This window comes from Sphingomonas sp. Root241 (assembly GCF_001428865.1).
Taxonomy (GTDB): domain Bacteria; phylum Pseudomonadota; class Alphaproteobacteria; order Sphingomonadales; family Sphingomonadaceae; genus Sphingomonas.
The window spans coordinates 977,355-992,455 of record NZ_LMIV01000002.1 but is presented as its reverse complement, the minus strand read 5'-3'; the positions used below and the strand labels follow the sequence as shown (position 1 = coordinate 992,455).

Here is a 15,101-nt window from a genome sequence, read left to right as displayed (position 1 = left end):
TCGGGCGCCGTTGGTTCATTTATCGTATTTATTGGACTTGTCCAGCGCCCCCGCTTCGCTAACGTAGGTGAAACAATGACGAGGAGAGGATCCTGACATCGCTGTCAGGATCGATCAAGGGGCGACCGAAATGCCGAACTATCCGAGGCTCGATGCGGAGGACGTGGGCCCCCAGCTCGGGCGCAACTTGACCTATGGAATGCTCGACAGCCTGGGACGCGCGATCGTCACCGGACGCTATGAACGCGAGGCCTTCCCCACCGAGGCCGAACTCGCCAAGCAGCACGGGGTCAGCCGATCGGTGACGCGCGAGGCAGTCAAGATGCTCACCGCCAAGGGGCTGTTGAGCGCGCGCCCGCGCCAGGGCACGGTGGTGCAGCCCGCGACCAACTGGAACCTGTTCGACACCGACGTGCTGCGCTGGCTGCTCGAACGGCAATTCTCGGTCGACCTGCTCCGCCAGTTCAACCAGCTCCGCGTCGCGATCGAGCCCGAGGCGGCCGCCCTGGCCGCGCGTGTCGCCACGCCCGAGGATCTTGCCCGGATCTCGCACGGGCTGGAGCGGATGGAAGCCGCCGAACAGGGCCTCGAGGATACGCTGGAAGCCGATATCGCCTTCCACGTCGCGATCCTGCGGGCGTCGGGCAATCCGTTCTACGCGCAGTTCCGCGACGTGGTGGGCACCGCGCTGCGCACATCGATCCGCTTCACCAACCGGATGAAGGGCCGCACCGCCAATGTCGCCGATCACGCCGCGGTGCGCGACGCGATCGAGGCACGCAATTCCGAAGCCGCCCGCACGGCGATGCGTACGCTGATCGGCGATGTGCTCGATCTGATCGAACAGGTCGAAGCGGCCCCGCCCGAGGGCTGAGGGCGCGCTACCGGTGGAAAGCGGACGCTCCCATCCTCCCGTGCCGGGGAGGATCGACGATGGCCGCTATCGATCAAAGCCGTTCGCCCCGACACCCGCCCAGATGCGCGATGCGCCTGATTTGATTGAACATCTCGAAGTTGATCAGGGCATACGCCAAACGATGGAAATGATGCGGGAATAGCGCGGTCGCGATGATCGGCGCGGTTTTTCTCCGGAATAATATGGGGTTGGCGGCGCCGGGCCCCTCTCCTTCTTCCTATGATGGTGTGATGACCGGCGCGCCGAACCCGCGCAAGCGAGGGCGCGTTCGCGGGCGCTCGCGTCGCGGGCTCCGCCGGAGAAACGTACGGAGCCCATGATGTCTTTGCAGAACATCCCCATTTCTCGAAAGCTCGCCGGCGCCTTCGCCGCGCTGATTGTGATCTTTGCCGGTGTCGGCACGATCGTCTTCTCGAACCTCTCGTCGCTCGTCACTGCGGCCGCCGAAAAGGAGCAGTCGCTGCGCGCGCTCGAGAAAAGCCAGATGCTGCTGACCGACGTGCTCGAGCAGCAGAACGCCGCGCGCGGCTTCGCCATCCTCGGCAAGGAAGAGTTCCTCAAGACCTATCAGGAGAATGGCCAGAAGTTCGGCGAGACGGTCGCCGAGTTCAAGACATACTCGACTTCGCCCGAGCAGCACGCCCGTATCGACCAGCTGGTCGCCAATGTGCAGACGCTGCGCGGCAAGCTCGATCACGTCATCGAACTCGCGCACAATCCCGCGACGCGTGGCCAGGCGGGCGAGCTTTCGGGCGTCAAGATGCTCGGCGACATCCGTCCGCTGATCAAGGAGATCGGCAAGGTCCAGGAAGAGCGGGTCGTGAAGCGGATCGCCACCGAAGAGGCGGCGGTCGCTTCGGCCAAATGGGCGATCTGGATCGGTGGCGCCTTCGCGCTCGCAGTGTCGGTGCTGTTCGGCTGGTTGCTCTCGCGCGGCATCGCGGCGCCGGTCGCGCAGATGACCGGCGTGATGAACAAGCTCGCCGGCGGCGACAATGCCGTCGACGTGCCGGGAACGGACCGCGGGGACGAGATCGGCGCGATGGCCAAGGCAGTTCTGGTGTTCCGCGAGGCGGCGATCGAGAAGGAGAAATCCGACGCGGCCAAGAAGATCGCCGATGCCGAGCAGCAGCGCGTCGTGGATACGCTCGAGGCAAATCTCGGCAAGCTGGCGCAGGGCGACCTGACCAGCGAGATCCACGAAGCCTTCTCGCCGGCATATGAATCGGTGAAGGTCAATTTCAACGGTGCGGTGGCCGAGCTTCGCAACCTGATCGGCACGGTGATGGAGAGCGCCGCGACGATCCGCACGGGCTCGGGCGAAATCGCCCAGGCCTCCGAGGATCTCGCCCGCCGCACCGAAGCCAATGCCGCGAGCCTCGAAGAGACTTCGGCGGCAGTGACCCAGATGGACGGCCGCCTCAAGGCGACCGCCGCGTCCGCGGGACGTACTGTCGAGCGTGCCGACGGCGCGATCACCACGGTCTCGGGCGGCCGCAATATCGCCGACGAAGCGGTGCAGGCGATGACGCGCGTGGCGGATTCGGCCAAGGGCATCGACAGCGTGATCGAAGGCCTCGACAAGATCGCGTTTCAGACGCGGGTGCTCGCGATGAACGCCGCGGTGGAAGCAGGCCGCGCCGGCGAGGCGGGCCGCGGCTTCGCCGTCGTCGCCGATCTCGTCTCAGCGCTCGCGATGCGCGCCGAAGAGGAGGCCGGCCGCGCCCGCGACCAGCTCACCGCCACCCAGACCGACATCGTCGCTGCGGTGGAGATGGTCCAGAAGGTCGACGGCGCGCTCGCCGACATCTCGGGCGATGTTGCCGAAGTGCACAGCCTGCTCAACCAGATGGCGACCGACAATCAGGCGCAGTCGACTGCGATCACTCAGATCAGCGTCGCGATCGGGACGATGGACCAGTCGACCCAGCAGAATGCCGCGATGGTCGAGCAGACCTCGGCGGCCGCGCGCAACCTCTCGGGCGAAGTCGCGGCACTCAGCGAGCAGGCTTCGAAGTTCAACGTCGGCAATGGCGCGCGCGTCGCCGCGATGCGTTCGCCGGCACCGGCCAGGCTCGCGGCGAAGTCGAACGGCTATGTCTCCCCGGTCAAGCCGCTGCCCATCGCCGCGATAGCCAACGGCGCCGGATCGGACGACTGGGCTTCGTTCTAATTCTTCCTTCAATCCTCCCTCGCGCAGCGGGGAAGGTGGCGTCGAAGGCGACGGAGTGGGCCTGGCCGCAAGCGAACCGCCTGTGGCCAAGCCCCCTCCACCAGCTTCGCTGGTCCCCTTCCCCCGCTGAAGCGAGGGAGGATTTGTGCTTCACTTCATCCTGATCGCTTCGATCGCACCGTCGTCGCGATAGGTGATCGGCTGGATCGCGACGCGGCGGCTGCCCTGATAGGGGCCGTCGCCGAACTGCCCTTCCCAGCGATGATAGGCGATGTACCATTTGCCGTCCTTCGGATCCTCGAAGAAGGCGTGGTGGCCGGGGCCGCGATACCGCTTGTCGCCGACGAGCAATGGTCCGCCATAGCGCCATGGGCCTGTGGGCGAGAGCGCGACGGCGTAGTGGACCTGATAAGAGGCGGTGTCCCACTTCCCGGCCGAGTAGGACAGATAATAGATGCCCTTGCGAAAGTGCATGAAGGCACCCTCGGTGAAATTGGGCGGGGTATCGACCTTCACCTCATGGTCCAGGCTGACCATGTCGGGCTTGAGCGCCCAGACACGCAATGTCGCGCCGGCGCTGCCGCCGGCATAGAGATAGGGCGTCCTGCTTTTCGGATCGACGAACACCGCGGGATCGATCGCCTCGAAGCCCTTGCCGCCGGTGACGAGCGGCTTGCCGCTGTCGGTGCAGGGTCCCGCCGGCCCCTTGCAGATCGCGACGCCGATACGGCTGGGAGTCGGGTTCTGGGGGCCGACCGAATAATAGAAATACCAGCCGCCATTGGCCTGGACCATGTCGGGCGCCCAGAGGAAGTGCTGCGGGGCGCGGTCGTCTTCGATCCAGGCGATGTCCTTGAGCCGGAGGAGCGGCTGCTCCTTGCGTGTCCACTGGACCATATCGGGCGAAGACCAGGCGAAGAGCCCGCCGCCGCCGGTCGGATAGATCCAGTAGCGGCCGCCGGCGAACGCGATATCGGGATCGGCGCCGGCGAAAACCGACTTAACTTCCTGCGCGGACGCTGCCGGTAGCGTCGCCCTCAAGGCAATGCCGGTGAGCACCAAAATTCCTCCCCAGGAGCGGAAGCTCCGGGGGAGGGGGACCGTTCGCGCAGCGAATGGTCCCCCTCCCCCGGAAACGCCGTTTCCGGGGGAGGAATTGATCGGCGCAGCGGCCTCGCTCATTTTCCCGCGGGCACCACGCCCTTTGGCGCCGCGGCCAAGCGCTTGATCAGGTCGACCTCGGCTTGGCGATAGGGCTTGCCGTCGGCGCGGAAGACCTCGTGGAACCAGATCGTGGGTTCGTCCCAAGTGTAGGGCTTTTTCCAGCTGTCCCATGGCAGGCGCGTCTGGGTCTTGCCGTCGACGAAGCCCCAGTTGAACATCGCGATATTGTATTTCTTCGCGATGGGCAGCGAACCGTCGAAGGTCGAGCCGTTGCCGCGCGCCATATATTCGGTGCACCACACCGGCCGGCCATAGCTGAGCATCTGCTTCGCGCGCTCGTCGAACTTCTCCGGCCAGCTGTAGTCGTGGAAGCTGAGCACGTCCGACTGGGCGATCTGGGTCTTCTCGACTGCGTCCAATTTGGCCTGGTCGTCCCAATGATCGCCGATCCACACGCCCGAGGTGAGCGGCTGGGTCGGATCGACCGCGCGCGCCCAGGTGAAGATGCGCGGGAGCAGCTTCGCGACATATTCCTTCTTGTCGGGAGTCGGCTTGTAATTGCCGCCGCCGCCATTGTTGGGCTCGTTCCACAGATCCCAGCCGAGGATGCGCTGGTCGCCCGCGAAATGGCCGATGACGCCCTTCACGTAGCTCTCGAACTTGTCGTATTGCGACGCGTCCTTGAGCCGCGCTGCGCCGGGGGACTGGACCCAGCCCGAATTGTGGACGCCGGGGATCGGCGGGTGCTGCGGTCCGGCGACGGGATCGGGATCCCAGCAGCTGTCGAACAGCACGAACAGCGGGCGGATCTTGTGCTTCGCAGCGATGACGAGGAATTCGTCCATGCGGCGCTTGAGGCCCTCGGGGTCGTTCTCCCAGAGCAGATTGTGGAGGAACACGCGCATCGTGTTCATGCCAATCGATTCGGCCCAGGCGAGCTCCTTGTCGATCCTGGCGGGATCCCAGGTTTCGGCCTGCCACATCTCGAGCTGGTTGATCGCCGAGGCCGGCGTGTAGTTCGCGCCGACGAGCCAGGGCTGTTTGGCATGGAAGGCAGCGGCCTGCGCTTTGGTCCATTGATCGCGCGCATCGGCGGGTGCGGCGCCCACAACGAGGACGAGCGCGGTCGCCGCGAAAAGGAAGCTACGACGGATCATCAGGTCTCTCCCGGGTTCAGCGGCGAGCCGCGGTCGCGCCGCTGCTGAACTTGTAGGTCATGACGTTGCGATAGGTCTGGCCGGGTTGGAGGCGTGCCTCGGGGAAGCCCTTCTGGTTGATCGCGTCGGGGAAGATCTGCGGCTCCATCACGATCGCGTCGCCTTCGCGATAGATCTTCTTCGCCTTGCCCGAGAAGGTGCCGTTGAGGAAATTGCCCGAATAGAATTGCAGACCCGGCTGGTTCGACCAGAGTTCGAAGCTGCGGCCCGAGACCGGATCCGAGACGCGCGACATCAGATGCTGGGTCGTGGTCACCTTGCGGCCGATCACCCAATTGTGATCATAGCCACGGCCATAGACCATCTGCTTGTCGCTGGCGTCACGAACACGATCACCGATCGCGCGGGGCTTGCGGAAGTCGAACACGGTGCCGGCGACCGGACGGAACGCGCCGGTAGGGATCAGCGTCTCGTCGACCGGCGTGATCGAATCCGCGGGGATGGTGACGACGTGCCCCATCGCGCCGTTGGACGAGCCTTCGCCGGACAGGTTCCAGTAGGCGTGGTTGGAGATGTTGACGATCGTCTCCTTGTCGGTGGTCGCGGTATATTCGATCGTCAGGTTGTTCTGCTCATCCAGCGCATAGGTGGCGTCCACCGTCATCGTGCCGGGATAGCCCTGATCGCCGTCGGGGCTGACATAGCGCAGGGTCACCGACGCGGTCGGGCCGTTCTTCACCGAGACGACCTGCCACAGCACCTTGTCGAAGCCGACCGAGCCGCCGTGGAGCGAATTGGTGCTGTCGTTGAGCGGTGTCTGATATTGGCGGCCGTTCAGCGTGAAGCGCCCGGCGTTGATCCGGTTGGCGAAGCGGCCGACGGTCGATCCGATGAAGTTCGGATGCGCCAGATAATCGCCGATATTGTCATGGCCGAGCGCGATGTCGGCCTTCTTGCCGGCGCGATCGGGCATCACCAGCGACTGGATCGACGCGCCATAAGCGATGATGTTCGCCGAGATGCCGCGATTGTTGGTGAGCAGCACCGAATCGACCGTGCGGCCGTCGGGCAACTTGCCGAAGGTGCCGCGCTTCGCGGTGGCGGCGTCGGCGGCGGGGGCGGCGATTGCCATGGCGGCCAATACTCCCAGAGCAGCGATCGTCTTCATTCTCTCTCCCTCCATTTTGTCGTTGTCGGTGCGTATCAGTGGCTGTCGCGCGGAATGCCCCTGGTCTGGGCGATGCGCTGGTATTTGACGGCATTCTCGAGCACCGCGCCAGTATCGAATTGTCCGACCAGATTGCGGTGGATCTCCTGCCAGGGGGTCTGGCTCTCCGGAACGTAATCCACGCCCAGGGCTTCGCGACGGCGCGCGAGTTCGGCGTCGTCGACCAGCACGTCGACCCGGAGTTTCTTCAGATCGATGCGGATGCGGTCGCCGGTCTGCACCAGCGCGAGTCCGCCCCCGACCGCGGCCTCGGGCGCGGCGTTGAGGATCGACGGGCTTCCGCTGGTGCCCGACTGGCGGCCGTCGCCGAGGCAGGGCAGCGCGTGCACGCCGGCGCGGATCAATGCGACGGGCGGACGCATGTTCACGACCTCGGCGCCGCCCGGATAGCCGACCGGCCCCGCGCCACGCATGATCAGGATCGAATTGTCGTCGATACCGAGCGAGGGATCGTCGATGCGGTGGTGATAATCCTCGGGCCCGTCGAACACGAAGGCCTTGCCCTCGAATGCCTCGGGATCGTCGGGGTTGGAGAGGTAGCGCGCGCGGAATTCGTCGGAAATCACGCTCAATTTCATCACGGCGCTGTCGAACAGATTGCCCGACAGGACGGTCAGTCCCGCCGCGCGCTTCATCGGCGCATCGAGCGGGAAGATGACATCCGCATCCTCGGTCTCGGCAGTCCCGACATTGTCGCCGACAGTCTTGCCGTTGACGGTGAGCGCGCTGCCGTCGATCAGCCCAGCGCGGAGCAACTGCCCCATCACCGCGGGCACGCCGCCGGCGCGGTAGAAGTCCTCGCCCAGATATTTGCCCGCCGGCTGGAGATTGACGACCAGGGGCACGTCCGCGCCATGCTCCTCCCAGTCGGCGAGGCTCAACTCGACGCCGATGTGGCGGGCGATCGCATTGAGGTGGATCGGCGCGTTGGTAGAGCCGCCGATCGCCGAATTGACGCGGATCGCGTTCATGAAGGCAGTCCGCGTCAGCACATCCGAAGGCTTGCGATCGGCATGCACCATCTCGACGATCTGCAGCCCCGTGCGATAGGCATTTTCCTGCCGGTCGCGATACGGCGCGGGGATCGCCGCCGAGCCGGGAAGCGACATGCCGAGCGCCTCGCACAGCGAGTTCATCGTCGTCGCGGTGCCCATCGTGTTGCACCAGCCGGTGGACGGCGCCGAAGAGGCCACGAGCTTGATGAAGCCCTGATAGTCGATCTCGCCCGCGGCGAGCATCTCGCGCGCTTTCCACACGATCGTGCCCGATCCGGTACGCTCGCCCTTGAACCAGCCATTGAGCATCGGGCCGACCGACAATGCGATCGAGGGGATGTTCACCGTTGCGGCGGCCATCAGGCAGGCGGGGGTGGTCTTGTCGCAGCCGATCGTCAGGACGACGCCGTCCATCGGATAGCCGTAGATCGATTCGACGAGGCTCAAATATTGCAGGTTGCGATCGAGCCCCGCGGTCGGGCGCTTGCCGGTCTCCTGGATCGGATGGGTGCCGAATTCGAGCGCGATGCCGCCCGCGTCGCGAATCCCCTCGCGCACGCGCTTGGCGAGTTCGAGATGGTGGCGGTTGCACGGCGCGAGATCGCTGCCGGTCTGGGCGATGCCGATGATCGGCCTGCCCGACTGGATCTCTTCGAGGCTGATGCCGAAATTAAGGTAGCGCTCGACATAAAGTGCAGTCATGTCGGGATTGGCGGGGTTGTCGAACCAGGCACGCGACCTCAGGGGCGGGCGCCCGCCGTTCGAACCGTTTTCCGCGTCGTTCATTCACCTCTCCGGTGGGTAGTTTGTCTTTACACCAGCGCCACTATTTGTTCGCCCCGGCGGCGCCGTGCGGGCTTGATACCGGCAGTGCGCGGCAATAGGAAGAGCATATATATCTTATAAAAGGAAGTCGCGAGGATGACGGAAAGCGGGACGCAGCGGATTCGGCTGGGGCTGGTGGGAATCGGCAAGATCGCGCGGGATCAGCACCTCCCCGCCCTCGCGGCCGATGGCCGGTTCGAACTGAGGGCGACTGCGAGCCGGCACGCGACCCTCGACGGCGTTCCAGGCTATCCCGACATCGGCACGATGATCGCGAGCGGGCATGATCTCGACGCGGTTTCGCTCTGCACCCCGCCGGACGGGCGTTACGAACAGGCGCTGGCCGCGATCGATGCGGGGCTGCACGTGATGCTCGAAAAGCCGCCGGCAGCCACGCTGACCGAGATCGCGGCGCTCGCCGACCGCGCCAGCGCGAAAGGCGTCGTGCTCTACACGACATGGCATTCGCGCGAAGCGGCCGGCGTCGAGCCCGCCAAGGCCTGGCTGCAGGGCAAGCGCATCCTCGCGGTGCGCATCACGTGGAAGGAAGACATTCGCCGCTGGCATCCCGGGCAGGAGTGGATCCTGGCGGCGGGCGGCTTCGGCGTGTTCGATCCGGGCATCAACGCGCTGTCGATCGCGACCAAGATCCTTCCCGAGCCGATGCTCCTCGACAAGGGGTGGATGGAAGTGCCCGAGGGGCGCGCCTCCCCGCTCGCCGCCAGACTCGAGATGCGCAGCGGCGATGCGCGCGTCGAGGTGGTGTTCGACTTCCTCCAGACCGGGCCGCAAACCTGGGACATCGAGATCGACACCGACGCAGGCACGCTGCGGCTCGGCATGGGCGGCAGCATCCTGCAACTGCCCGGCGAGGAGGAGCAGAAGGCGCCCGATCGCGAATATCCGAGGCTCTATGCACGCTTCGCCGAGCTGCTCGCGGCGGGCGAAAGCGATGTCGATGTGCGCCCGCTCCAGATCGTCGCCGATGCCTTCATGATGGCAGAGCGGCGGATCACCGCGCCTTTCGAATTCTAGACTCCACGGGGCCGGTCCCATTAACCGGGCCGGCCCACCTGCGGACGCCAGGATTCGGGATGCGTGCCGTCGCGCTTCCACACTGTGTCCTTTTCGCAACGCCAGTCGAGCATTTTTCATTTCCAGTCTTATTGATATGATAAATGGCTTGGCAGCCGCCGTAACCGGTTGCATAGCTCCGGGCTGAACAGAGAGGCCCGCCAAGGGCCCTGCTCAACTCGCCAGGGGAGGTACGCGCGATGCGCCTGAAATCCATGATTCTAGCTTCGACTTCGTTCTTCATTCTCGCCGGGGCTGCGCCCGCCTTCGCTCAGGCGGACTCAACGGCCGCCGCGCAAGACGCAGCGGCTGGTGCGCCCGATGCCGCGGCAGCCAGCGCCTCGGTGCAGCAAGCCGAAGAGGACGCGATCGTCGTCACCGGTCTTCGCCGCAGCCTCGAGACCTCGCAGCGGATCAAGCGCGAGTCCGAGGGCATCGTCGACGCGATCGTCGCCGAGGATATCGGCAAGCTGCCCGACACCTTCGCTTCCTCCGCGCTCCAGCGCGTTCCCGGCGTGGCGGTCACCCGCGGCGGCGGTGAATCGGCGGGCGTCACCGTCCGGGGGCTGCCTAACCTGACCACCACCTATAACGGCCGCGACATCTTCACGGCCGAGGGCCGCTACGTCCAGATCCAGGACTTCCCCGCCGGTACGGTCGCGGCGCTGGAAGTGTACAAGTCGGGCCTCGCCAACCAGATCGAAGGCGGCATCGCCGGCGCGGTCAACGTGCGCGGGCGCAAGCCGTTCGACTTCAACGGCTTCGAGCTCTCCGGCTCGCTCAACTACGTGCATTCGGAGCAGGCGCAGCGCGAAGCCCCCAACGGCAACCTGTTGATCAGCGATCGCTGGGATACCGGCATCGGCGAGATGGGCCTGCTGGTGAACGCCTCCTATGTCGGCATCGAATTCCTCGATTCGACCCGCGAGCAGTCGCTGGTGATCGGCACCACCGACGCGGTCAACGCGCCGGGCAATGCGGGTCTGCGCTTCCCCGACGCGCAGGGCAACTTCCTCGGTTATGGCAAGCGCTGGCGCCCGTCGGTCAATGCCGCGTTCCAGTGGAAGCCGACGCCCGAGCTCGAAATCTATGCCGACGGCCTGTTCCAGGGCTTCCGCTCGGAGGATTACAACCGCTGGATGTTCATCCCGATCTTCGGCGGGATGACGCTGTCGAACATCTCGAAGATCCCCGGCACCAACCAGATCTCGTCGATGACCGTCACCAACGCCGTGCGCCCGGACGGCTATGCCGGATCGTTCAACGGCCACACCGACACTTATCAGGGCGGCGGCGGCCTGATCTGGACCAGGGACCGGCTGCGGCTCTCGGCCGACATCGCCTATACCGACAGCCAGTTCACGACGAGCGTGATGAACGTCGACTATGCGATGGCGAGCTCGCCGGTGCGCAACGTCGTGTTCGATGCCGCGCATGACGGCGGCCCCACCCAGACTTTCCTCAATTTCAACATCAACGACCCCGCCAATTACATCAGCCGCGGCCTCTGGCAGGAACGGCTGCGGGTGAACGGCAAGGACTGGCAGGCGCGCACCGATTTGTCCTACGATCTCGATCTCGGCTTCCTGAAGCGGATCGACGTCGGCCTGCGCTACACCAATCGCAAGGCAGGCCGCGACCTGGGCAACCTCTACATCAACAATGAAGGGGCGCGCATTCCGCTGACCGCGCTGCCGGGGCTGGATGTCCGTTCGACCATGCCCGGCTTCCAGTTCAACAACGTGCAGCCCAACGTCTTCTTCGCCACCCCCACGCGCGACAGCATCCGCGACAACATCACCCAGCTGCGCACCTTCTTCGGGGTCCCCGCAGGCATGCCGCCCTACAATCCGGCCGAGAATTTCCGCGCGAACGAGAAGTCCTATGCGGCTTATGCGCAGCTCAAATACGGCTTCGATCTGGGCGGCACCGTCATCGACGGCGTGGTCGGCCTGCGTGCGGTCAAGACCAAGCTGAATATCGACGGCTTCTCGCGGGTCGAGGCCACCGGCGGGGCGGTCACTTTCCCGGCAACCAGCGCCGAGAGCGAATATACCGACTATCTGCCGAACGTCAGCGCGCGGGTCGGCCTCACCGACAAGCTCCAGCTGCGTCTCGCCTTCACCCAGACGCGCACCCGGCCGAACTTCTTCGATCTTCGTCCCAACACCTCGCTGGGCCAGCCGGTGATCCTCGCGCCGGGCGACACCTGCCTCGATCCCGCGAACGCAGGCTCGGCGGTCTGCGTCGAGCGCCTGCGTCGCGGCGGTTCGGCCGGCAATCCCGACCTGAAGCCGCTCACTTCGGATAATTACGATGCGAGCCTCGAATATTATTTCTCGCGCACCGGCTCGATCACGGCGGCGGTCTTCCGGCACGACGCCGCGGGCTTCCTCGCGACGGTGGATGATCGCACCCAGCCCGGCCTGCGTATCGCGCGGCCGGTAAACCTTGGCCAGACCCGACTGCAAGGCGCGGAAGTGACGTTCACCAGCTTCCTCGACATCGACGGGCTGCCCGAATGGATGAAGGGTTTCGGCCTTCAGGCGAACGGCACCTATATCGACGCGAAGGGCGATCTTCAGCCCAACTTCGCAGCGACGCTCAACAACGAGCAGCAGCCGTTCCCGGGCGTGTCGAAATGGGCGTACAACCTCATCGCATTGTACGAGAAGCCGCAATTCTCGGCGCGTCTCGCCTATAACTACCGCTCGGAGTTCGTGAACTATTACAGCCTCGAGCCGCTCGATCCGACTGCGCACGCAGTGAAGGAGCGCGGGCGCGGCCAGCTCGACTTCTCGACCTCGATCACGCCGATCCCGAACATCACGCTCGCGTTCGACATCGTGAACCTGCTCGGCAATCCGCTGCAGCGCGATCGCCAGTACAATGTCGACGGCGACAGCTACGCGCGGCAGATCCTGTACCTCGAGCGCAGCTACTCGCTCGGCGTGCGCTTCCGCTTCTGATGGAAGCCGCCATACGGCAGATCGAAGGCCGGGGGACGCGAGTCCTCCGGCCTTCTTCTTTTCCGACGCGGCTTTGCTATGACTTCTCCCAAACAGAACCGGAGAGGATATCCATGTCGCTGCGCACTGCATTGCTTCTGCTGGCCGCAGCCGGAGGCGCGATGCCGGGCACCGCTTTTGCCCGCGATTCAGCCGAAGCCAGCCCGCGCGCGGCGATCGACAGCGCGACGAAGCTGGCGCGCTGGCAGCTCGAACGGATGCGCGACACCAGCCACATCGCGCGCGCCGGCGGCGAGACGCGCAACCCGCGCGCCTGGGAGCAGGCGGCATTCTGGGTGGGGATGACCGCGCTCGCCGACCACGGCGCGCTGGCGGATATCGGCAAGGCGATCCTCGACATGGGCGCCGCCAACCAGTGGCTGCCCGCCGATCGGCCTTATCATGCCGACGATCTCGCGATCACCCAATCCTATCTGTGGTCCGCGAAGCATGGCGGCGGCGCGGCGGCGCTGGCCCCGACGAAGAAGGCGTTCGACCTCATCCTCGCCAATCCGCCCAAGACCACCCTCGCCTTCGTGATCCCCGAAAAGGGCGGCTACAACGCCACCGAATGCCTGACGCGCTGGTGCTGGTGCGACGCGCTGTTCATGGCGCCGCCCGCGATGCTCGAGCTCTCGAAGCAGACCGGCGACCGGCGCTACCGCGACTATGCCATCCGCGAGATCTGGGCGACGACCAACTTCCTCTACGATCCCGTCGAGCAGCTCTTCTATCGCGACAGCCGCTTCTTCGAGCGCCGCGACGCCAGGGGGCGCAAGATGTTCTGGGCGCGCGGCAACGGCTGGGTGGTCGCAGGGCTGGCGCTGATGATCCCGAAACTGCCCAAAGGCGATCCCGACCGGAAGAAGCTGGAAGCCCTGTTCGTCGAGATGGCGGGCAAGCTGAAGGCGGTGCAGAAGCCCGACGGCTATTGGGCGCCTTCCCTCCTCGCACCCGAGGATTCGCCGCCGGAGTCGAGCGGTACGGGCTTCTTCACCTACGGCCTCGCCTGGGGCGTGAAGGCGGGCCTGCTGCCGCGCGCGGAATATGAGCCGGCGATCCGCAAGGGCTGGGCGGCACTGACCCGCGCGATCCAGCCCGACGGGCGGCTCGGCTGGGTGCAGCAGGTCAGCGACCGGCCCGAGCAGGTGCTGGCGACGGATACGCAATATTATGGCGTCGGCGCCTTTCTGCTCGCGGCGACCGCGGTCGCGGACCTCAGGTTCGATTGATGCTCAGGCTGCTGGCACCGCTCGCGCTGATCTGGGCGGCGCCAGCGGCGGCGCAGAAGATCGAGGCAGTCGACCGGGTCTGGGCGGGGCACGAAGTGCCGTTCGCGCTCGTGGTGACCGCGGACCGCATCTATGTCGGCTATTACGACGCTGCCCGGCAGCTGGGCGTGGCCAGCCGGCCGCGCGGTTCGTCGTGGTGGACCTACACGAAGCTGCCGAGCTGGGTCGGGTGGGACAGCCATAACCGCATCGCGATGGCGGTGGATGCGGCCGGGCAGCTCCACGTCGCGGCGAACATGCACAACGATCCCCTGGTCTATTTCCGGACCTCGGTTCCCGGCGACGTGCGGACGCTCGCGCGGACTCCAACGATGGTCGACGCCGCCGCCGAGCGGAGCATGACCTACCCCGCTTTCCTGAAGGACGCGGGCGGGCGGCTGATCTTCAAATATCGCGACGGCGGCAGCGGGCGCGGGCGCGAAATCTACAATATGCTGTACCGCGGCGGCTGGAAGCGGCTCACCGACGCGCCGCTGGTCGATGGCGAAGGCAAGAGCAGCGCCTATTTCGTCGGACCGGTGCTCGGGCCGGACGGCTGGTTTCATGCGATATGGGTCTGGCGCGACACGCCCGATGCCGCGACCAATCACGACCTCTCTTATGCGCGCAGCCGCGATCTGGCGCACTGGGAGCGCTCGGACGGGACGGCCCTGCCCCTGCCGATCCGGTTCGGCGATGCAGAGGTGGTCGATCCGGTGCCGGTGCGCGGGGGGATGATTAACAACAACACTGTGCCCGGGTTCGACAGCGCAGGCCGCGTGGTGATCGCGTTTCACAAATATGATGCGGCAGGAAACACCCAGATGTTCGTCGCGCGGCGTGAAGCGAAAAGCTGGCGCGTAGTGCAGGCGAGCGACTGGAAGGGGTTTCGCTGGGACTTTGGCGGGATGGGATCGCTCGATTTCCGGCTGCGCGTCGGAACGCCGGTAATGGACGGGAAGACGCTGCGAGTGCCGGTAGTACGCGACGGCAAGCCGATCGACCTGCTGCTCGACGGCGAGACGCTGGCGCGCGTAGGCGAGCGGCCGGGCGTGACGTTGGCGGATCGGCTGGCATCGCGGATCGCGGTGCCGGCGGGAATGCAGCTCAATATCGTGGAGGACGCGTCCGGCGTGGCGATCGCCTGGGCGACATTGCCGCCGAACCGCGATTTGCCGCGCGAGGACGTGCCGGAGGCGCAGACGCTCCGCCTGATATTACCCGACTAGTGCTCCTGCGAAAGCAGGAGCCCAGAGCCACGAGCGACACGGCCTGTAATCCTGGGCTCCT

The 15,101-nt window shown here is 65.7% G+C and carries 10 protein-coding genes; 6 read left to right on the top strand and 4 right to left on the bottom strand.

Annotated features, from left to right (window positions below; translation table 11 throughout):
- The first annotated feature begins 130 nt into the window (after positions 1-130).
- The gene (locus tag ASE13_RS15265) at positions 131-874 is read left to right on the top strand and encodes a FadR/GntR family transcriptional regulator (protein ID WP_056617590.1); all 744 of its coding nucleotides are present in this window, start codon (positions 131-133) and stop codon (positions 872-874) included.
- A gap of 361 nt (positions 875-1,235) precedes the next feature.
- The gene (locus ASE13_RS15260; RefSeq protein ID WP_056617973.1) at positions 1,236-3,089 is read left to right on the top strand and encodes a methyl-accepting chemotaxis protein; all 1,854 of its coding nucleotides are present in this window, start codon (positions 1,236-1,238) and stop codon (positions 3,087-3,089) included.
- Positions 3,090-3,239: 150 nt separating this feature from the next.
- Here the strand turns inward: ASE13_RS15260 and ASE13_RS15255 are convergent, their stop codons facing one another.
- From ASE13_RS15255 to ASE13_RS15240, 4 genes are all read right to left on the bottom strand, one after another.
- A complete protein-coding gene (locus ASE13_RS15255) occupies positions 3,240-4,148 on the bottom strand; it encodes a family 43 glycosylhydrolase (RefSeq protein WP_235536999.1) in 909 nt (302 codons plus the stop codon).
- 119 nt (positions 4,149-4,267) lie between these two features.
- Positions 4,268-5,410 carry a cellulase family glycosylhydrolase gene (locus tag ASE13_RS15250; RefSeq protein ID WP_056617583.1) on the bottom strand — a complete coding sequence of 381 codons (1,143 nt, stop codon included), beginning with the start codon at positions 5,408-5,410 and terminating at the stop codon, positions 4,268-4,270.
- A 16-nt stretch (positions 5,411-5,426) separates the two neighbouring features.
- The gene (locus ASE13_RS15245) at positions 5,427-6,578 is read right to left on the bottom strand and encodes an aldose epimerase family protein (RefSeq protein WP_156404911.1); all 1,152 of its coding nucleotides are present in this window, start codon (positions 6,576-6,578) and stop codon (positions 5,427-5,429) included.
- A gap of 35 nt (positions 6,579-6,613) precedes the next feature.
- On the bottom strand, positions 6,614-8,419 hold the full coding sequence (locus ASE13_RS15240; RefSeq protein WP_056617578.1) for an IlvD/Edd family dehydratase: 1,806 nt from the start codon (positions 8,417-8,419) through the stop codon (positions 6,614-6,616).
- A 135-nt stretch (positions 8,420-8,554) separates the two neighbouring features.
- Between ASE13_RS15240 and ASE13_RS15235 the strand changes: the two genes are divergently transcribed.
- From ASE13_RS15235 to ASE13_RS15220, 4 genes are all read left to right on the top strand, one after another.
- Entirely contained in the window at positions 8,555-9,493 is a 939-nt protein-coding gene (locus ASE13_RS15235; RefSeq protein WP_056617575.1) for a Gfo/Idh/MocA family protein, read from the top strand.
- A 254-nt stretch (positions 9,494-9,747) separates the two neighbouring features.
- Positions 9,748-12,501 carry a TonB-dependent receptor gene (locus ASE13_RS15230; RefSeq protein ID WP_162254703.1) on the top strand — a complete coding sequence of 918 codons (2,754 nt, stop codon included), beginning with the start codon at positions 9,748-9,750 and terminating at the stop codon, positions 12,499-12,501.
- A 113-nt stretch (positions 12,502-12,614) separates the two neighbouring features.
- Positions 12,615-13,772 carry a glycoside hydrolase family 105 protein gene (locus ASE13_RS15225; protein WP_056617570.1) on the top strand — a complete coding sequence of 386 codons (1,158 nt, stop codon included), beginning with the start codon at positions 12,615-12,617 and terminating at the stop codon, positions 13,770-13,772.
- Positions 13,772-15,040 (top strand): BNR repeat-containing protein, encoded by a 1,269-nt coding sequence (locus ASE13_RS15220; protein ID WP_056617567.1) that lies wholly within the window; start codon positions 13,772-13,774, stop codon positions 15,038-15,040. Before ASE13_RS15225 ends, ASE13_RS15220 begins: the two co-directional genes overlap by 1 nt.
- Positions 15,041-15,101: the final 61 nt, after the last annotated feature.

What these genes read in the sequence shown, in the direction of transcription:
- ASE13_RS15265 (WP_056617590.1), top strand. Translation starts at nt 131, where the DNA reads ATGCCGAACTATCCGAGGCTCGATGCGGAGGACGTGGGCCCCCAGCTC.
- ASE13_RS15260 (WP_056617973.1), top strand. Translation starts at nt 1,236, where the DNA reads ATGTCTTTGCAGAACATCCCCATTTCTCGAAAGCTCGCCGGCGCCTTC.
- ASE13_RS15250 (WP_056617583.1), bottom strand. Translation starts at nt 5,410, where the DNA reads ATGATCCGTCGTAGCTTCCTTTTCGCGGCGACCGCGCTCGTCCTCGTT.
- ASE13_RS15245 (WP_156404911.1), bottom strand. Translation starts at nt 6,578, where the DNA reads ATGAAGACGATCGCTGCTCTGGGAGTATTGGCCGCCATGGCAATCGCC.
- ASE13_RS15240 (WP_056617578.1), bottom strand. Translation starts at nt 8,419, where the DNA reads ATGAACGACGCGGAAAACGGTTCGAACGGCGGGCGCCCGCCCCTGAGG.
- ASE13_RS15235 (WP_056617575.1), top strand. Translation starts at nt 8,555, where the DNA reads ATGACGGAAAGCGGGACGCAGCGGATTCGGCTGGGGCTGGTGGGAATC.
- ASE13_RS15230 (WP_162254703.1), top strand. Translation starts at nt 9,748, where the DNA reads ATGATTCTAGCTTCGACTTCGTTCTTCATTCTCGCCGGGGCTGCGCCC.
- ASE13_RS15225 (WP_056617570.1), top strand. Translation starts at nt 12,615, where the DNA reads ATGTCGCTGCGCACTGCATTGCTTCTGCTGGCCGCAGCCGGAGGCGCG.
- ASE13_RS15220 (WP_056617567.1), top strand. Translation starts at nt 13,772, where the DNA reads ATGCTCAGGCTGCTGGCACCGCTCGCGCTGATCTGGGCGGCGCCAGCG.